General features: G+C 29.8%; 15 protein-coding genes. 3 read left to right on the top strand and 12 right to left on the bottom strand.

The genetic code is table 11. The features are described from left to right. Window positions 1–53: 53 nt before the first annotated feature. A complete protein-coding gene (locus IEW75_RS05120) occupies window positions 54–1304 on the bottom strand; it encodes an alginate export family protein (protein ID WP_134247662.1) in 1251 nt (416 codons plus the stop codon). 279 nt (window positions 1305–1583) lie between these two features. On the opposite strand from IEW75_RS05120, the gene IEW75_RS05115 reads away from it, so the two are divergent. After that, window positions 1584–3935 carry a glycoside hydrolase family 95 protein gene (locus IEW75_RS05115; protein ID WP_158283777.1) on the top strand — a complete coding sequence of 784 codons (2352 nt, stop codon included), beginning with the start codon at window positions 1584–1586 and terminating at the stop codon, window positions 3933–3935. A gap of 107 nt (window positions 3936–4042) precedes the next feature. Here the strand turns inward: IEW75_RS05115 and IEW75_RS05110 are convergent, their stop codons facing one another. The 10 genes from IEW75_RS05110 to tnaA form a co-directional block, all read right to left on the bottom strand. Then, complete coding sequence (locus tag IEW75_RS05110) at window positions 4043–4288, bottom strand: cytochrome C oxidase subunit IV family protein (RefSeq protein WP_134247660.1); 246 nt, start codon at window positions 4286–4288, stop codon at window positions 4043–4045. A gap of 1 nt (window position 4289) precedes the next feature. Next, window positions 4290–4871, bottom strand: a complete 582-nt coding sequence (locus tag IEW75_RS05105) for a cytochrome c oxidase subunit 3 (RefSeq protein WP_134247659.1) — start codon at window positions 4869–4871, stop codon at window positions 4290–4292. 13 nt (window positions 4872–4884) lie between these two features. After that, on the bottom strand, window positions 4885–5859 hold the full coding sequence (locus tag IEW75_RS05100) for a DUF438 domain-containing protein (RefSeq protein ID WP_134247658.1): 975 nt from the start codon (window positions 5857–5859) through the stop codon (window positions 4885–4887). Then, window positions 5859–6569 carry a DUF542 domain-containing protein gene (locus IEW75_RS05095; RefSeq protein WP_158283776.1) on the bottom strand — a complete coding sequence of 237 codons (711 nt, stop codon included), beginning with the start codon at window positions 6567–6569 and terminating at the stop codon, window positions 5859–5861. Before IEW75_RS05095 ends, IEW75_RS05100 begins: the two co-directional genes overlap by 1 nt. Before the next feature lie 136 nt (window positions 6570–6705). Further along, the gene (locus IEW75_RS05090) at window positions 6706–8475 is read right to left on the bottom strand and encodes a nitric oxide reductase activation protein NorD (protein WP_134247656.1); all 1770 of its coding nucleotides are present in this window, start codon (window positions 8473–8475) and stop codon (window positions 6706–6708) included. 53 nt (window positions 8476–8528) lie between these two features. Next, complete coding sequence (locus IEW75_RS05085; protein ID WP_134247655.1) at window positions 8529–9308, bottom strand: CbbQ/NirQ/NorQ/GpvN family protein; 780 nt, start codon at window positions 9306–9308, stop codon at window positions 8529–8531. Between the two features lie 242 nt (window positions 9309–9550). Continuing rightward, on the bottom strand, window positions 9551–10888 hold the full coding sequence (locus tag IEW75_RS05080; RefSeq protein WP_134247654.1) for a cbb3-type cytochrome c oxidase subunit I: 1338 nt from the start codon (window positions 10886–10888) through the stop codon (window positions 9551–9553). 24 nt (window positions 10889–10912) lie between these two features. Continuing rightward, window positions 10913–11392 carry a c-type cytochrome gene (locus tag IEW75_RS05075; RefSeq protein WP_134247653.1) on the bottom strand — a complete coding sequence of 160 codons (480 nt, stop codon included), beginning with the start codon at window positions 11390–11392 and terminating at the stop codon, window positions 10913–10915. Between the two features lie 122 nt (window positions 11393–11514). After that, window positions 11515–11985 carry an RrF2 family transcriptional regulator gene (locus IEW75_RS05070; protein ID WP_229714402.1) on the bottom strand — a complete coding sequence of 157 codons (471 nt, stop codon included), beginning with the start codon at window positions 11983–11985 and terminating at the stop codon, window positions 11515–11517. A gap of 59 nt (window positions 11986–12044) precedes the next feature. Continuing rightward, window positions 12045–13421 carry a tryptophanase TnaA gene (tnaA, locus tag IEW75_RS05065; protein ID WP_134247652.1) on the bottom strand — a complete coding sequence of 459 codons (1377 nt, stop codon included), beginning with the start codon at window positions 13419–13421 and terminating at the stop codon, window positions 12045–12047. A 448-nt stretch (window positions 13422–13869) separates the two neighbouring features. Between tnaA and IEW75_RS05060 the strand changes: the two genes are divergently transcribed. Together IEW75_RS05060 and IEW75_RS05055 are read left to right on the top strand one after the other, a co-directional pair. Next, complete coding sequence (locus IEW75_RS05060; protein ID WP_134247651.1) at window positions 13870–16989, top strand: cytochrome c biogenesis protein; 3120 nt, start codon at window positions 13870–13872, stop codon at window positions 16987–16989. Window positions 16990–17042: 53 nt separating this feature from the next. Further along, window positions 17043–17558 (top strand): DUF2892 domain-containing protein, encoded by a 516-nt coding sequence (locus tag IEW75_RS05055; RefSeq protein WP_134247650.1) that lies wholly within the window; start codon window positions 17043–17045, stop codon window positions 17556–17558. Between the two features lie 93 nt (window positions 17559–17651). Here the strand turns inward: IEW75_RS05055 and IEW75_RS05050 are convergent, their stop codons facing one another. Further along, window positions 17652–19376, bottom strand: a complete 1725-nt coding sequence (locus IEW75_RS05050) for a LysM peptidoglycan-binding domain-containing protein (RefSeq protein WP_134247649.1) — start codon at window positions 19374–19376, stop codon at window positions 17652–17654. Between the last annotated feature and the right edge of the window lie 18 nt (window positions 19377–19394).

Raw genomic sequence — 19394 nt, 5'->3', positions numbered from 1 at the left:
ATCTAAGTACTGGCTCTAAACTAAAACTACTAATTAAAGTTTTTAACTTCTTTTTATTTTGAAGAAAATAATTTTGGTTTGAATGTAAACATTATCCAAGCCCAAGAGTTATTCTCGTCTTTATCGCCTCCTTTAAGTATTTCCATAGAATCTGTTGCAAACATTTTAGAATAACCTACATTAAACATAATGTTATCAGCAACTTTGTACCCTAAATTTAAGTCAATTTCAGTACCCAATTTATTGTCTTCTTTTGTTGTTCCGCTGTAAATATTAGCTGCAGAAGAGAAAAAATGAGGAACTAACGTAGCAGAAAACTTATCTTTTTTATAAGATAAAACTGCATTAATATCAACTAAACCAACAGAACCTACATGGTTTCCAACGTAAAAATAATCCATCCAACCATTAAATTTGTGGTTTGTACCATATAATGGAACAAATGATTTAACATCTGAAGAAGTGTCGTTTGTGTCTTTACCAGATAAAATTTCAATTCCAGCACCAATGTTAAATTCTGAAGAAACTTTATATTTTAAATTACCTGCAACATAATTTGCAGAAACATCATTTCCTCTTAAACTTCCACCTTGTAAATAAGCAGAAGCATCGGCACTAAACTTACCTTCGGCATATGTTAATCTAGTTCCCAAAGTTTGAGAATAGTCTACAGTTTGATCAGCACCATCTACATATTCAACACCATTATTTAATGCCAAAAGACTAATCCCTAATTTACTTGCTTTTGTATTAAACCAAGCATATTGAAACGTTTTATAACCTGCAACATTGCTATATAAATTATCTACACCTGCCTGACTATCAGAATTTAATGCAAAACCTAAGTCTAATTTACTTTTTTCAGATAATTTAAATTTAGCTAACATAGCATCGTGGCTTCTTCCTTGTTGCGCCCAACCTACATTCCCAAAAATTCTACTATCATCATAAACTATTTCCTGACGACCTAATTTTAATGAAAAATTATCAGATAATAATGCTTCTGCCCACGCTTCGTGTAACATAGTATTGTTGTCATTTGCTCCTAAAGTACTAACGTCTCCCCAAACTCTAACGTTTTGTAAAGAAACACCTAGTTTAATTTTATCTTGCTGAAAATCAAAGTTTAAACGTGTGCGTTGTGATACAAAATTTGCACCATTGGCATTTGTATTTAATAAGGTTCCAAAACCGTGTTTATTTTCGAAACGCGGACGTAATTCAGCTGACAAATCAAACTGTTGCGCTGTTAAAGTTGCTACTGTTAAAGTAACTAATAGAGTTAAAAATAAATTTTTTTTCATTGTAATCTGTTTAAATTATTTGATCAGTGTAATATTTAAAGACCTTTTAGTCTTATATAATGCGAAAATACATGCATAAATAATTATAAAGACTGACTTTTATCAACTTTTAACTATTTTTTATTCCCCTAAATAGACATGATAATTCAATTTTAGCACTTTAAAACTTGTAAGAACCCAAACCTGAAAAAATTTAAATATAAAATTAAGTTTCGTAAAAAGTTTGCTTAAAATGCATATTTTTACACGTAAATGAACATACAAAACCCCAATAATATTATGAAGTCTCTTTTTAAAGCAACCTTATTCTGTTTGTCTATTTGTTTAAACTACCAGTCAATCGGTCAAGAAAAAGAAAATTTAGAATTATGGTATAACACTCCTGCAACCGACTGGATGAAAGAAGCTTTACCTATTGGAAACGGATATATTGGCGCAATGATTTTTGGAAATTCACAAGAAGAACACATACAGTTTTCTGAAGGAACTTTATGGTCTGGAGGACCAAGTTCTAATACCGATTATAATTTTGGAATTCAAAAAGATGCTAATAAAAATCTTCCAAAAGTTAGAGAGCTTTTAAAAAATGGTAAAAATACTGCCGCTGATGCTCTAACTAAAAAATCGTTTGTTGGAAATATAAATACAGGCAAAAAATACAATGCCGAATTTGGTGATTATGGCTCACAACAAACTATGGGAGATATTTATGTAAAAGTAGCTCATAAAAAAGGTGACATTACAAATTACAAACGCAGTTTAGATATTAGCAATTCTATAGCAAAGGTTTACTTTGAAGTTGATGGTACAAAATATGAGCGTACATTTTTTGGAAATTACCCTAAAAACACCATGGTTTATCAATTTAAAAGTTCAGAAACAAGCAGTTATGAAATTCGTTTAAGAAGTCCACATGCTTTAATAAAAGAAGATTTTGAGAATAACACCTATAGTTTTGAAGGAAAGGTTGCAGACAACGCAATGGGGTTTGAGACTAAATTATATTTTAAATTTTTAGAAGGCACTATACGATATAAAAATGGGATTATTTATATAGAAAACACTAAAGAATTTACTATTTTACATACTGCAGCAACAGCATATTCTTTAGAATTCCCAACCTATAATGGCACAGATTATAAAACTATAAATTATGAAAATTTAACTGCTGCATCATTAATTTCATACAATGATTTAAAAGCTGAACATATAAAAGATTATACAAACTTATTTAACAGGGTTCAACTAAATATTAAAGGAGATTCTTTTACAGAACTACCTACAGATAAAAGATTAGAAAATTATTTTGCTACTAAAACCGATACAGGTTTAGAAATTTTGTACTTTCAATATGCACGTTATTTAATGATTTCTGGAAGTCGCCCAAAAAGTATGTCTATGCATTTACAAGGAAAATGGAATAACTCAATAAATGCTCCTTGGGCAGCTGATTATCATAGTAATATAAATTTACAAATGATATATTGGCCAGCAGAGTTAACAAATTTATCGGAATGTCATGTTCCTTTTTTAAATTATATTGAGAGCCTTGTTGAACCAGGAAAATTAGCTTCAAAAGAGTTTTTTAACACTAGAGGTTGGATGGTAAATACTATGTGCAATGCTTTTGGATATACTTCACCTGGTTGGGGAATTCCTTGGGGATTTTTCCCTGGTGGGGCTGGTTGGTTTTCGCAACATTTATGGGATCATTACGATTTTACTCAAGACACACAGTTTCTAGAATTAAAAGCGTACCCAGTTATGAAAGAAGCTGCATTATTTTGGATAGATTACTTAACAAAAGATACACAAGGAAAATTAGTTTCTGCTCCATCCTATTCACCAGAACATGGTAGTATTTCAAGCGGAGCATCTATGGATCATCAAATTGCTTGGGACTTATTAAACAATTGTATAAAAGCTGCTGAAGTTTTAAATATTACAGATAATTTTACTAAAGAAGCAATTGCAGTAAGAGATGCTATTTTACAACCACAAATTGGTAGTTGGGGACAATTACAAGAATGGAAAGAAGATATAGATGATCCAGATAATAAACACCGTCATATTTCACACTTATTTGCGTTACATCCGGGGAATCAAATATCAACAACTAAAACTCCAGAGTTAGCTGAAGCTGCTAAAGTTACATTAAACGCCAGAGGCGATGGTGGAACCGGATGGTCTTTAGGCTGGAAAGTGAATTTTTGGGCAAGATTAAAGGATGGAAATCGCGCTCACAGTTTACTTCAAAATTTATTGAATCCTGTTTTTTCAAAAGAAGCTAGGATGCTAAATGGTGGTGGAACCTACCAAAATTTATTGTGTGCACATCCTCCATTTCAATTAGATGGAAATATGGGTGGTACAGCTGGTATTGTTGAAATGTTATTACAATCTCATACTGAAACAATAGAATTATTACCTGCATTACCAGACGCTTGGCAAGAAGGCAAGGTTAAAGGTTTAAAAGCTAGAGGTGGTTTTGAAATTAATATTGCTTGGAAACAAGGAAAACTTTCAAAAGCTACAATTAAAGGAACACCCTATAAAAAAGGAACCTTTACAATTAAAAATAGTAAAATCAAAAAATTTAAATTGAATAGTAAAGGTTATTTTGTATTGTAAAACAACGTTTAATTTGTGCAATAATATAAATAAAAGACTGCTATACAGCTAGAATCAAGTTTTTAATCTTGAATTAAACTAATTAAAAAATAATATAAAAATTATAACTAACGCATTAAAACTAAAATAGTAGTTAAAAATACTACAAAAATAGTTATTGAAATTTTCCAAAAAATATGTGCTTTTTTTAATTCCATAAAGTAAAATGAAACTCCAAAAAACTTAAAAACAGACAACCCTAAAATAAGTATTGCTACCCGTGTTTTACTTAAGGTTGAATTTGAAACTAATGTGGTAGTTATGGTAAGCATAATTAGTACCACCCAAACTTTTAAAAATAAATATTTCTTCATCTTAGAATAGTAAATAAATTATTGGAAAAAGGAGTAGCCAAATTAAATCGCACATATGCCAAAAAGCGGCACTTGCCTCAAAATCTTCTATAGAAGTTCTTACTATCGGTTTTTTTATGCCAAAATAAACACTCAACAAAATTACAATTCCTACAATAACATGAATTACATGAAATAAGGTTAACATCCAGTAAAATGAGAAAAACGTACTGTAGTTGATGGTATATCCGTTTTCAATCTTAAAATAGTATTCAACAGATTTTAATACTAAAAATAAGAATCCTCCTAATAGTGTCCACCTTAAAAATAGTGCAGTTTTTTTAATATTATTTTCCCTAAAACTATCAACAGATTTAGCCATAAAAAACCCACTCGTTAATAAAAAAACGGTGTTAACAGCTCCAAAAGTTGTATTTAATAACAGCCTAGAATTATGAAAAATTTCAGGCTCATCTTTACTATAAAAAATCATAGCAATTAGTGCCATTCCAAAAGTGAACAATTCTAAAAAGATGATAATCCAAATTAAAATTCCTCCAGGTGGATAGTATACGTTTTTAACATTTATAAGTTCTTTTTGCATAATAATCCCTACCCTAATCCCAGTCTAGTAATCGTTTTTGACCTTCCAATTTTTGAATATCTGTAATGTCTTGCGACATTTCAATTACACCTTTGTATTGCTTGTTATTATCTCTAATTGCAAAATATCTAATATGGATAATTCTTCCTCTAAAATTAAACCAAAACTCAGCAACATCTTTTGTACCTGCTTTAAATTCCGCTACAATACGGATTACCATATCTACACTTTTTGGCGGATGGCAAAACTTAACTTCTCGTCCGATAATACCTTTACTTCTTGGAAAAACACGATCATCGCCTCTATTATAAAAAATAACTTTATCGTTTTCATCTACATAGGTAATATCAACTGGTAAAAAACGCAATAATAAATTTACTTGTTCTGGCGTCATATAACCTTCATCGTAATGAAACGTATTCTCTAATGAAAAAGACAATTCTCGTTTCTTAAAATCTTGACTAGGATGTACATAAACCTCTTCAGCTATTGGGTATTGAGCTGGTTTTTCAGTCAACATCCAACCAATTTCTTCATCGCCTACATAAAATTCTTTCCAATCATCTTCAGTTAATAAATTCATTGCATTTGGAAACAAACGCAAATCTTCAATTGACATTAAGCGTTTAATACCTTCAATTAGATAAGGAATGTTATCTATAATTTTCTTTGTGTTTTTTTCTGAATTATAGGTATTTAGTAAACGAATTTGATCGCGTAAATTATCATGAAAAGACCACATTCCTTGACTTGGGCCTTCCCAACCGTGCTTTTCTAAATATGGAAATAATTGGTTTTCTTTACGTGCAAATCGTTTTTCTATAGTTATTAATTGATTATAAATATTAAAATATTTTTGAAAATCTTCAACAGGATCAGCTTCATGTAATTCTAATAAAATATCTTGTATTAAGGTAGCTTCTTGATAATATACTTTAACAGGATGACCTTCTGGTAGTTTTTCAACAGTTGGTAAGAATGAATTCATTATTCAATAATATTAAGTGTTTTTGGTATTAATACATTTTTTTCAAAATGCATATATTTATGTACTTCGTGCTGCAATTGTTGTAAATTTTTATACAAGTAATCATAAGAACTACATGCATCATCAGGAGTTGTATAGTTTGAAGATAATTTTGAAATTTCTTTAAAGGAATCTCCTATTAAACCTTGCGCAATTTCATTTCTTTCAATACTTTTCTGAAGGCTCTGTAGTGTCTCTATTGAAATTTCTTCTGTTTTTTCACTTGCTTTAACAATTTCAATAATTATTGGGTACAAACTCATTATTGAATTTCTAAAGGTTTCATTAATTACTACTTCAGCTCCTTTAACTAGTTCATTAATTTCAATAACTTCCTTATGCTCAAGACCATGTACATTTGCAACTTTGGATGTATAGGGTAATACTTCAAAAAACAGGTCGCTAATTGTAGCATGAAATCCACCTTTTACCTCATTAATGAGTGTAGGAATATCTATATCTTCTATTGATGTTCCTCCTGTAATTTTATTATTTATAGCTTCAATTTCATTTTTTAAAGTCTCAAATTCAATTCCTCTTTCTTTACAAGCTTTCTCCAAGGTATCTCCACCTCCGCAGCAAAAATCTATTTTATATTTACTAAAAACGTGATCCGATCCTAAGTTTTTTGATACTACTTCAGCAACTGTATTTTCTTTTGTTATATTCATAATCATTAATTTAAAGTGCAAATATACTAAATAAAAGACAATCTTATCCTTTTTTATGAAAATTTATAAAAAACTGCAATACAGTGTTTTATAAATAAAAAAGTAATGAAATAGTTGACTTAAAACACAATAAATATTAAGACTTATGTTTAATCTTTTCGTATAGATGAACTAGAGATTTTAATAATTCAACTGGTGTAGTTAATATTTGATAATGATTTTGTCCGAACATTTGCGGTAAATAATATTTTGCTTGTGCTTCAATTGCTAAGGCATATGAGTTTATATTTCGTTCATTTAACTCTCTCAAAGCCTGTTTTACATCGTTTACTCCGTATTTACCTTCGTATTTATCGTAATCGTTTGGCTTTCCGTCTGATATTAAAACCACCCATTTGTTTTTGGTATCACGCTTATCTAACATAGCTCCAGAATGACGTAAAGCTGATCCGATTCTTGTATAACCACTAGGTTCCACAGCTCCAACTTTAAATTTTGCTTTTTGCCAATCTTCATCAAAATCTTTTATTGTTATGTATGAAGAGTGATTTCTGGTTTTTGAATAAAAACAATCGATAGAAAAATCGATATTAAAATCTTCTAAAATTTCACCAAACAAAATTGAAACTTGTTTTTCTACATCAATTACTCTATTTCCAGCCGCGTAACCATCGCTAGACAGACTAGCATCTAACAATAATAAAATGGATAAATCCTTTTCTTTTTTTCTTTTTGATATGTATATTTTTTCAGAAGGCGTATGTCCAGAATGAACATCAACAAACAAATCTGTAATTGCATCAATATCAAACTCTTCTCCTTGAGGTTGTCTGCGTTGTTGTTGAAATTTATTATTAACTGTTGTTAACATTTTTCTTAAACCAGCCAAAGTCGTTCTGTTGTCGTTCAGTGTTTTTTTATAATAATTAACATCGTTTTTTAACAACGTTTTAGGGTACACTTTACAAAAATCTGGTTTATAAGCTCGTGTTTTATAATCCCACTCATCGTATTTTATATGATATCCTTTACTGTCAATTTCAGCACTTTCAGAAACTGTTGTATTTTCAATAAAATCTGCCTGATACACAGAATGTACAGTATCATCTACACGAACCGTATATTTCATGTTAATATCTTCCAGCGCATTTGAATGGTCTTCTAACTCATCTTCTCCATCAAAATCTCTAAAATTTCCTCCAAATTCTTCCGCGGTTTCTACTTTCTCAAATTGATGTTGTAAAACGGCATCTTCTTGTTGTTTTATATCAACCTGAACCGAAATTATTTCTTCCACAGCATTGGATTTTAGAATGGTTTTCGGTTTTTCTTCATCTACTTTTTTTACTTTTTCAGTAAAATTTTGCAATGTATCTTCATAATTTTCTTCAGGATTATTTCGCATCCATTTTCCGTAAATTAATGAAAAATCTCTGAGGTTGTTATTTTTGTGTTTTTCAGAAAAAAATTGAATGAATTTGTTATGGTATTTCTCCGATATAGGAAATTGTTCAAATAAAGAATCTAATACTAATTTTGAAGTTTCTTCTGCTTTTTGTTGAGACTCTAATAACTCATGTTCTTTATTATCGTTCCAATTTAAATCTAAATTCTTTTGAACAGATAGGTATAAAACTCTAAATGTATAAAACGATATATTTTCTTCTATGGAAGAAAATTCAACAAAACGAGTAGGCAGAAAAAAGTTATCATTTTTGTAACCACCTTCTCTTTCAGCCTCATAAATCTCGATAGATTCCCCAGTAATTGCACGGGCTAAAATTAACAAACGAGGTTTAATATCAATTAAATTTACCGCATTTGAAATTGCTTGCTCCTTCTCTTTTTTCTTCCTTTTAAAGTAGTAGGCTAACTTGGTAAATATGTATTCATCTGGTTCAAACATTTTTTCGCTTTTGGCTTTTGGCTAAAGGCTATTGGCTAATAGCTAACGGCTTACTAAATCATTAAATTACATAAATCTTTCAAGGCTTCAACCACATCTAAATCATCGGTTAAAGGCTCTACAATGGCAACTTGAACAGACAAGCGTTTTGGTAATCCGCTATGAATTAATTTTGCTGCATCAACCAACAAACGTGTAGAAACTGTCTCTGTTAAACCAAGTTCTGTTAGGTTTCTAATTTTAGTGGCAATATTTACTAATTTTTTAGCGATCCCTGCATCAACACCTGTTTCGTTAATTAAAATTTCAGCTTCAATTTTAGCTTCAGGATATGCAAAAGCTGTTGCTATAAAACGCTGACGTGTTGAAGGTTTTAACTCTTTAAAACCCTTTTGGTAGCCTGGATTAAAAGAAGCTACTAACATAAAATCTTCATGTGCTTTTATGGTTTCACCTAATTTGTCTATAAACAATTCACGTCTATGATCTGTTAAGGAATGAATTGCAACAATTACATCGGGTCTTGCCTCTGCAATTTCATCTAAATAAATTATTGCTCCTTGTTTAATAGCTGTTGTAAGTGGTCCATCTGACCAAATAGTTTCTGCTCCTTTTATAATATACCTTCCAACTAAATCGGTTGAAGAAGTTTCTTCATGGCAAGAAATGGTAATTAATTTTTTGCCTAATTTATATGCCATGTATTCTATAAACCGACTTTTTCCTGTTCCAGTAGGACCTTTTAATAAAAAGGGAATTTTATTTTTATAGGCATGTTCAAAAACCTCAACTTCTTTTCCTATAGTTTGATAATATGGTGCTTGCTTATTCATTTGTATTTATTGAAATTATTAAAATAGAAAACCAGAGTTTTGGATTAATATGTTAGTTAGTATAAAAAAACAACAACCTATCTTCAACTCTGGCAATCAATCTAAAAAACTACTATTAAGATTTTAATATCTTACTTTTTTAAGCATTAAAATGTTGTATTACAAATCAGATTTAAAACATTTAAATACAACTAAAAATATAGTTTTGGGTTGATTTTTTATAAACTTATTCTTTTAATAAATTACTCTTTAATTTCTATAGCTTCATCGGTTGGTCTTCCATGTTTATAGAAATCTACTATATACATAATAATCCCCGTTGCAAAAAGTGATGCGCAAATTATTAACACCACAAAATGAATGCTGATTTCTTTTTGTACAGCCATAAAATCCATTCCGAATTTACGTTCTAAATATACTTGAGCTACCCCAGCAACACCAAAAGCAACAGTCATACCAATCATACCAATATTAGAGAACCAATACGCCATTCTACCAGTTGCACTGTCGTATAATTTTCTTCCAGTCATATTTGGTAAACTGTAACTAATAATTGCAAGAACAATCATTGCGTAGGCTCCCCAGAAAGCTAAATGTCCGTGCATTGCCGTTACTAAAGTTCCGTGAGTGTATAAATTTGTTTGCGGTAATGTATGTGCAAATCCTAACAGACCTGCTCCAACAAAAGAAACAATTGCAGCACCTAAAGTCCAATATAAAGCTAATTTATTTGGATGCTTTTTCTCTCCTTTTCTGTACATATTAACTGCGAATAATGCCATTGCCAAAAATGCTAGTGGTTCTAATGCTGAGAAAATTCCTCCAACTAATAACCAAATTTTATTTACACCTATATAATAATAATGGTGACCTGTACCTAAAACACCTGATAAGAAAGTTAAACCAACAATTACATACAGCCATTTTTCAATAACTTCTCTATCAACACCTGTTAGTTTAATTAATAAGAACGATAAAATACCCCCCATAATTAATTCCCAAACACCTTCTACCCATAAATGAACCACCCACCAACGGAAAAATGAATCTGTTACTTGGCTATCAAAAGGTAGCATTCCTGGTAAATACAATAATGCAGCAAATAATAGCCCCATTGAAAGCACTAATGCTGTTGTGGTTTGTTTTTTTCCTTTAAATAAGGTCACTAAAATTAAGCCTAAAAATAAGAGCACATTTACAACCACTAAATAATCAAGTGGACGTGGAATTTCAAGAAATTTACGTCCTTCCCAAATATTAAAGTGAAATCCAACAATTGCTACTACCCCAACAACTGCAAGGCTAATTAATTGAACATACGCTAATTTTACATTAACCAATTCGCGTTGCGCTTCTTCAGGAATTATATAATAAGCGGCACCCATAAAACCAGAGAGTAACCAAACGACTAATAAATTTGTGTGTACAGATCTTGCGGTATTAAAAGGAATAAACTCGTGTAAATTATCAAACCCAATTCGGGCAAAACCCATAATAAAACCATAGATAATTTGTAAAACTAATAATAGCATTGAAAGAGCAAAAAACCAATATGCTACTTTTTGTGATTTATATTTCATTTTAAATTGTTTTAAAGTTATTGATTAGTTGTTCATTCTTTCTTTAGCAATTGGTGATATTTTTCTATCAACACCTACTACTTTTCCAAAACCATTTAAGTCAATTTCTCCAATCCATTTAAAGAAAGCAACCACATCATTTGCCTCAGCTTCTGTCATACCATAAGCTACCATTTTTCTCCCGTTTGGTTGCCAAGGTCCTTTAGACATTAAAATACTTTTAATAACTTCTTCACCGTTATCATTATATTTTGCATTTAGTCTATCTACAACTTTTGTTAATTCTGGCGCATAATATCCACCTTCACCTAGTATAGTATGGCACCCCATACAGTTGTTAGTTTCCCAAATTTCTTTACCTCTTACAACTTCTGCTGTAATATTGTCGTGGTTTGTTTGATCAACGTCTTTCGATAAGGAAAACACCGTAAGTCCTATAAAAATTAGAAATGTTACTAATGTTCCTCCTAAAAAGAAAGCTCTTGCTTGTTTTTTAGATAACATGTTTTTAATTGTTTAATTGATTATTTTTTCACTTATAAATATATTAAGATCTTTTTATCTTTTATTATAAAGCAAAAGTATTATAATTTTTTTATATAATTATGATAAATATCATTTTTAAATTATTCCATTGAAGTATTTAACTCAGGAGAAATATCTTTAATACTTAGTTTTCTACCTTTTGATACAATTTCTTCGGAAAACTCCATGATTGTTTTATCACGAAATTTTCCAAGGATACTGTTTTTAAATGGTTCCACAATAAAATGTACTGGGCAAGGGTTGCTTCCATCACACTCCGATAAACCTAAGAAACATTCATTTAGTCTTTGCAATCCATCTATATTTTCAATAATATCTAATACGGTTTTTTGTTGATTCTTTTTTGTTAGGTAAAAACCACCATGCGGACCTTTGGTTGAAGATATAATCTTCCCTTTAACCAATTGTTGAAATAATTTTGCCAAAAATGGACTTGGTACATCAATAGTTTCAGCAATTACACGAACACTTAATTTTTTATTGTCCTTTACATGTTCTGCCAAAAATAATGTTGACAGAATTGCATATTTACTTGCTCGTGATAACATCATATTATTTTATTTTTATCAATTTTGATCGGGTAAAATTAATAAAAAAAGACAAACATGTATTATATTTTACTGAATTTAGCTGTAAAGTGTCTCATAATAGGGGCTTCATCCACAATTACGTAACCAGATTTTGCTTCATCTCTAGAGTCGTAAATATTTTTTAATGTAGCTGCAACATACGCTATATGATTATTAGTGTATGTTCTTCTTGGTATTGCCAAACGAACTAATTCTAATTCTGGATACCTATTTTTTCGTGTAAAAGGATCTCTATCTGCTAACACAGTGCCTATTTCAACACCTCGAATTCCACCAACAATATACAATTCAATAGCTAATGCTTGCGCTCTGTATTCATCTCTAGGAATTGATGGTACAAATTTATTGGCATCTAAAAAGATAGCATGGCCTCCAAATGGTTGTTGAACTGGCACTCCATATTCAACTAATTTTTTTCCTAAAAACGCAACTTGTTCAATTCTACTTTCTAGATAATTAAACTCTGTAGACTCATCTAAACCAACTGCTAAAGCTCCCATATCTCGTCCATTCATTCCTCCATAGGTTATAAAACCTTCAAACATAATATTAAATACAGTAGCTTGTTTATAAACTGCTTTGTTATTTAGTGCAATAAAACCACCCATATTCACCAAGCCATCTTTTTTTGCACTCATTGTCATTCCATCTCCATAAGAAAAAACTTCTTTTACAATTTCTTTGATGGTCTTATCTGCATACCCTTCTTCTCTTTTTTTTATGAAATAGGCATTTTCTGAAAAACGAGCTGCATCAAAATAAAGAGGAATACCGTATTGTTTGCATAATTTTGAAACTGCCTTAGTATTTTCAACAGAAACTGGCTGGCCGCCTGCGCTATTACAAGTTATTGTTAAAATTACAAATGGTATTTTATCCTTTGGGTATTTTTTAAAAACTGTTTCAAGTTTATGTACATCAATATTTCCTTTAAACGGATGCATATTTGAAGTGTCGAAAGCTTCGTCAATAGTGCAGTCAACAGCAGTAGCTTTTCTAAATTCAATATGTCCTTTTGTCGTATCAAAATGAGAATTTCCAGGAACGATATCTCCTTCTTTCACCATTGCAGAAAACAATACATTTTCAGCTGCCCTTCCCTGGTGAGTAGGTAAAAAATAATTAAACCCTGTTATTTTTTTTACCGTCTTTTTTAATTTTTTAAATGATGACGACCCTGCATAACTCTCATCTCCAATCATCATTTCTGCCCATTGTTTATCACTCATTGCTCCAGTTCCTGAGTCTGTTAGCAAATCAATAAAAACTTTTTCTGAAGCTAAATTAAATAAGTTATAATTTGCTTGCTTTATCCATTTTAAGCGTTCCTCTTTAGTAGAACGTTTTATTGTTTCTACCATTTTTATTTTATACGGTTCTGAGTATGGTAATTCCATAATAATAGTTTTTTAATTTAAAATAAGTTGAAAATGTGGTGTGTAAAATAACCAAAAAGTATAGAAGTTCCTATTTAATATAACATTCTGGACGTTTAATATTTAAATAGATATTAAGATGCGTTGTATAAAAAATAAATAGTTTCATGTATTTATAATATTATCTTTTAATGATAACGAGTGGTTGGCTATTAGCAACTTCTTTAATTTGCTCGTTTCATTATAAATCTAATTACCAACAAAATTACAAAATTATTAAGGGAAATAACATATAAAAAGTATCACATTTTAATGACAAAGGTCAGTTATTGTCACAAAAGTTACAATTATATTTGTTGAAGTGTTAAAATTGAAAGATAATTGTTTTAAATAAGCGATTTTGAATGGCTAATGTGACAATTATCATTATTTTTGCCCTGCATTTATTTTTAATGATAAAACAACTGTAATGAACAAACTACTTTCCCTTATTTATTCAACACGTTTAATGGCTATTTTGTTTTTAATTTTTGCCTTGGCAATGGGAGTTGCTACATTTATTGAAAACGATTACGGTACAGAAACAGCTAAAGCTTTAGTTTATAATGCTTGGTGGTTTGAAGGAATTATGATATTTTTTGCAATCAATTTTTTTGGTAATGTATTTAAATACAAGTTATTACGAAAAGAAAAATTAGTTGTACTTGCTTTTCACCTTGCTTTCTTCCTAATTATTATTGGTGCTGGTGTTACTCGATATATCAGTTTTGAAGGAATAATGCCGATAAAAGAAGGTCAAGTAACCAATAAATTTTTAACTGAAAAAAACTATATCAGTATTGTTGTTAATGATGGAAACGAACAAAAAACACCTGTTCATCATTCTATTTTATTGTCTGCCTTAGGGTCAAACAATTATAGTTATAATACCGATTTTAAAGGTAAAGATGTTGAAGTAAAACTTACCAACTACATACCAAACGCACAACAAGTTTTTGAAGAAAGTGAAACTGGAGATGAATATATGCTTTTTGTAGAATCTGGCGCTGGTGGAAGACACAATCACTATATTAAAAGAGGAACTTCAGAACTTGTCCATGGTGTCTTAGTTGGATACGATGCCCAAAATAACAACACCATTGATTTTAAAAATATTGATGGAAACATTAAAATTAAATCAGCTGTAGAAGGTAGCTTTTTTAGAATGGCTGATAGTTTTGAAGGTACAATTGTAAAGGATTCTCTGCAAGACTTTTCTTTATTAGCAGTACATTCTATTGCAGGAATGCAATTTGTTGTACCAAACGCATCATTAAAAGGATATTATAAAACCATTTCTGGCGATAAAGATGTGCATACATTAGGTGAATTAACTTTTGATGTTAGTGCAGGAGATGAAACCAAACAAGTAAAATTAGTTGGTGGTAAATTTGCAATTCAACCTCCTACACAAATATCAGTCGGTGGTTTAAATTTTAGAATGAGTTATGGTGCTATGCAAAAACAACTTCCGTTTAGTATTAAATTAAACGATTTTCAATTAGACAAATATCCAGGGTCTAACAGCCCAATGTCTTTTGCCAGTGAAGTTACTGTTATTGATCCAAGTGAAACATTTGATTTTAGAATTTTTATGAATAATATTTTAAATTATAAAGGCTATAAGTTCTTTCAATCTAGTTATAATATTACAGATGAATACGAAGAAACTCACCTATCTGTAAATCACGATTTTTGGGGTTCAACAATAACATACATTGGATATTTCTTATTGTATGCAGGATTAATGTTAATCATGTTTGTAAAAAATACACGATTTGATTTCTTAAAAAAGAGTTTAGATAAAATTAGAACTAAGAAAGCCATTTTATCATCTATTGCTATAATATTATTTTCTACAATTTCTTTTGCTCAAGAACACAACCATGGGTTAACAAACAAGCAAATAGATTCTGCTTTAGTTGAAAATAAAATTGACTTAGCACATTCAGAAAAATTTAGTAAAGTTGTTATACAAGATGCTGGCGGTAGAATGAAACCGGTACATACGTATGCTTCTGAATTATTGCGTAAAGTAAGTAAACAAGATACTTACAAAGATATGAATGCTACTCAAGTTTTCTTATCTATTCAACAGAATCCAAGATTATGGTTTCAAGTTCCTATAATCTATATTGAAAAAGATAATACTAAATTAAGAGACATTGTTGGTATTGCTCACGATCAAAAATATGCAACACTTGCTAACTTTTTTGACAGTAAAGGAATGTATAAAATTTCTGAAACGCAGCAAGAAGCTCAAAAAAGCAATATTAAAAGTAAATTTGAAAAAGACGTAATTAATGTTGATAGAAGAGTAAATCTGCTATATTCGGCAATTACTGGCGATGTATTAAGAATTTTCCCTATTCCAAACGACCAAAATAATACTTGGGTATCTAACAACAACATACAATCTGCGCATTTTAAAGGTCAAGACTCTGTGTTTGTACGTCAAATATTACCTATTTACCTTCAAACTTTATCAGATTCTAATGTGTCTAAAGACTATTCAAAAACTGATGAAATTTTAGAAGGAATTATCAATTTTCAGAAAAAATATGGAGGTGAAGTTTATCCTGCAGATCATAAAATAGATTTAGAAATTGCTTACAACAAGTATGATATATTCAAAACAATATATAGCTATTATATGTACATTGGAACATTAATGTTCTTTTTTGTAATCTTTCAAATTTTCAAAAATAATAAAGCAATTAACTTTTTAATTAAAGCTAGTATTGCAATTATTATTGGGCTATTTTTATTGCATACTGGTGGTTTAATTGCTCGTTGGATTGTGAGTGGAAACGCTCCTTGGAGTAATGCCTACGAATCTATGATTTATGTTGGATGGGCTACCATGTTATTTGGTTTATTATTTGGTAGAAAATCTTCAATGACCATTGCTGCTACAGCATTCTTGACTGCTTTTATTTTAATGGTGGCACATTGGAACTGGATGGATCCAGAAATTGCTAATTTACAACCTGTATTAAACTCGTATTGGTTAATGATACATGTATCAATTATTGTAGCCAGTTATGGACCATTTGCTTTAGGAATGATATTAGGGTTAATTGCATTAATCCTTATGATTATTACCAACTCTAAAAATAAAAAGAAGGTTGGTTTAATGATTAAAGAAATTACAATTATTAACGAAATGGCCTTAACTATTGGATTAATTTTATTAGTAATTGGTAACTTCTTAGGAGGTCAATGGGCGAATGAAAGCTGGGGACGTTACTGGGGTTGGGATCCAAAAGAAACTTGGGCTTTAATTAGTATTATGATTTACGCTTTTGTATTACACCTGCGTTTAGTCCCTGGATTAAGAGGAAGATTTGTATTTAATTTATTCTCTGTTGCAGCTTTTGCATCTATTTTAATGACCTATTTTGGAGTAAATTTCTACTTATCAGGATTGCATTCGTATGCTAGTGGAGATAAAGCAATTACACCAACATTTGTTTATTATTCTATTGCAATTGTTTCCGTTTTAGCCATTTTTGCTTTTGTGCAATATAAAAAATATTATAAAAAATAATTAAAATCGAAGCAAAACTGTAACTTTGCATTCCATTTAAAAATAAAAATATAATGTTTAATAAGTATATAAAATTAGTAATTGCTGGAGCAATTGTAGTATGGTCAGTATTTCAGTTTGTTGATGGAAATATAATGAATGGTATTTCATTAATTTTATTAGCAGGTATATTTGTATTGTTTTATTTTAAAAATGAATTTATTTTATTAGCCTTTTTACAGTTAAGAAAACAAAATTTTGCTGGTGCAAGTAAATGGCTTGCCTATATTAAAAACCCAAGTAGTGCTTTAATAAAAAAACAAGAGGGTTATTACAACTTTTTACAAGGCATTATGATTTCGCAAACAAATTTAACACAAGCTGAAAAATACTTTAAAAAAGCAATTAGCCTAGGTTTAAATATGAAACATGATATTGCAATGGCAAAACTACAATTAGGTGGTATTGCAATGTCTAAAAGAAGAAAAAGAGAAGCTACTATGCTTATAAATGAAGCTAAAAAATTAGATACTCAAGGAGTTCTTTCGGATCAAATTAAAATGATGAAAGACCAACTTAAAAAGATTTAAAAAGCCTCTTAAAAATAAAAAAAAGGCTGTTTAGAAAGTGTTAAAACAAATTAATTCCACTTTTCAAACAGCCTTTTTTAGTGCTTTATAATTTTACTCAACAATTACAGGAGCTAATTCTTTGTTGTATTGAACAATATAAACTCCGTTATTTTCAAAACTTCCAAATAGTTTTTTATTATAATTAAAAATTGCTGAAATTCTAGAGGATTTACCTGCTCGTAAAGCATCCTCGATACCGTCTTCACTAGCCAATCTCAACAATATATCGTACGTTACATCAAAACCTCTAACTGCATATTTAGATGGCAATGTAAAATTTTTAGAACGAAATTTAGCATAAAAGTTTTTTACTCTTAAATCTTGCATATTTACAAAGTCTGTTGTTGGATATGTAAAGTTTAACTGCCCTAAAAAGCTATTATCAATTTTATCAAAATTCTTTCCTTTACCTGTCGTAAATAATGTAATATTAAACTCTTCCATAAACACTTTTAAATTGTTTACAGCGGCTGCAGTTGTTACAATTTCATCACTTATTAAAAATACCCAGTTAGCGGAATTTTTTATTAGCTTTCCTGCAAATTTTTCATTATCAATATACCCTTTATCCGATTTTAAGACTGTTATGTTTTGTATCGAATCAAAAGATTTTAAATGATTTACAATTCTCCATAATTTACTTTGAGATTGCTCTTCACTATCGTTAATTACAAGAATATTTTCTCCTTTATAATTCTCTTTCATATAGTTAAGCAAGTGTTCTTCTAATAATGTATCGCTAACATCATCAGATTTTATTAAATTACTTGCAGACAAACTATTTTGACTTTTTGAATATATAGGCGCTATAACGGGAACATTCACATGTTTTGAAAGCCAATATGCTTTTTTATAAAATAAAGGACCAATAATAACGTCTGTTTCAGAAAAATCACTATTATTTACAATAGTTTGTAATTTATAATTAGAATCTTGAGTATCAAAATATTGCACATTAACAGTCATTCCTTTGCTACGCAAAGAATCGATTGCCATACTTGCTCCCATATGAAAATCTGTAGCAATATTTAAAATTGAATTCCATTTAGTCAATTCCTTTTCAGGAATTGAATCTGAATATTTCTGCAATTCATAAGGAAGCATTATTGCAACATTAATTGATTTTTTGAAGTTTAGAGCTTCAACAAATAATCCTTCTTCATTTTCAGCTTCCGTCTCTACTTCCCCCTCTTCATTAGCATTAGGAATAGCAATTGGCTTAATTTTTAAAATCATTCCTAATTTTAAACCATCAATTAAAGTAGGATTTAACGCATATAAACTTTCCGCTGAAACTTCATATTTTTTTGTTAAATTATAAACAGTATCATCCTTTATTACTGTATGCAAAATAAATTTTTCTGAATCATTTTCTTCAGTCTTAGATACAGGAATCTTAAGGTGCATTCCTATTTTTAATCCATTTTCTAATACAGGATTTGCTTCTTTTAATTCTTCAATTGTAATATTATGTTTATTTGAAATTCCAAAAAGTGTTTCTTTTGGTCTTACAATATAAATTTCAGTTTCTTTAACTTTAGAAATTTGTTTACCATAATTTTTATTTGGAACAATAATTACTGTATTCTCTTTTGGTTTTCTACCAATATCTGGATTTAATCTTAACAAATCTCTTGTGGAGACATCGTAATCTTTTGCAATAGTCTTCATTGTTTCCCCTTTTTTAACAGTATAGGAAACATATTTTTTTTGTTGTGCAACCATTGTAAATGCACAAAACGCTAAAATTGATATTAAAAACTTGATTTTTTTCATTAATTTATTTTTTTCAAA

The organism is Lutibacter litoralis, from assembly GCF_014646675.1.
GTDB classification, from domain to species: Bacteria; Bacteroidota; Bacteroidia; order Flavobacteriales; family Flavobacteriaceae; genus Lutibacter; species Lutibacter litoralis.
This window is presented reverse-complemented; position numbering and strand designations above follow the sequence as displayed.

Bases quoted from the DNA above. Each gene is read 5' to 3' on its own strand.
- IEW75_RS05120 (WP_134247662.1), bottom strand. From the start codon at position 1,304: ATGAAAAAAAATTTATTTTTAACTCTATTAGTTACTTTAACAGTAGCA.
- IEW75_RS05115 (WP_158283777.1), top strand. From the start codon at position 1,584: ATGAAGTCTCTTTTTAAAGCAACCTTATTCTGTTTGTCTATTTGTTTA.
- IEW75_RS05110 (WP_134247660.1), bottom strand. From the start codon at position 4,288: ATGAAGAAATATTTATTTTTAAAAGTTTGGGTGGTACTAATTATGCTT.
- IEW75_RS05105 (WP_134247659.1), bottom strand. From the start codon at position 4,871: ATGCAAAAAGAACTTATAAATGTTAAAAACGTATACTATCCACCTGGA.
- IEW75_RS05100 (WP_134247658.1), bottom strand. From the start codon at position 5,859: ATGAATTCATTCTTACCAACTGTTGAAAAACTACCAGAAGGTCATCCT.
- IEW75_RS05095 (WP_158283776.1), bottom strand. From the start codon at position 6,569: ATGAATATAACAAAAGAAAATACAGTTGCTGAAGTAGTATCAAAAAAC.
- IEW75_RS05090 (WP_134247656.1), bottom strand. From the start codon at position 8,475: ATGTTTGAACCAGATGAATACATATTTACCAAGTTAGCCTACTACTTT.
- IEW75_RS05085 (WP_134247655.1), bottom strand. From the start codon at position 9,308: ATGAATAAGCAAGCACCATATTATCAAACTATAGGAAAAGAAGTTGAG.
- IEW75_RS05080 (WP_134247654.1), bottom strand. From the start codon at position 10,888: ATGAAATATAAATCACAAAAAGTAGCATATTGGTTTTTTGCTCTTTCA.
- IEW75_RS05075 (WP_134247653.1), bottom strand. From the start codon at position 11,392: ATGTTATCTAAAAAACAAGCAAGAGCTTTCTTTTTAGGAGGAACATTA.
- IEW75_RS05070 (WP_229714402.1), bottom strand. From the start codon at position 11,985: ATGATGTTATCACGAGCAAGTAAATATGCAATTCTGTCAACATTATTT.
- tnaA (WP_134247652.1), bottom strand. From the start codon at position 13,421: ATGGAATTACCATACTCAGAACCGTATAAAATAAAAATGGTAGAAACA.
- IEW75_RS05060 (WP_134247651.1), top strand. From the start codon at position 13,870: ATGAACAAACTACTTTCCCTTATTTATTCAACACGTTTAATGGCTATT.
- IEW75_RS05055 (WP_134247650.1), top strand. From the start codon at position 17,043: ATGTTTAATAAGTATATAAAATTAGTAATTGCTGGAGCAATTGTAGTA.
- IEW75_RS05050 (WP_134247649.1), bottom strand. From the start codon at position 19,376: ATGAAAAAAATCAAGTTTTTAATATCAATTTTAGCGTTTTGTGCATTT.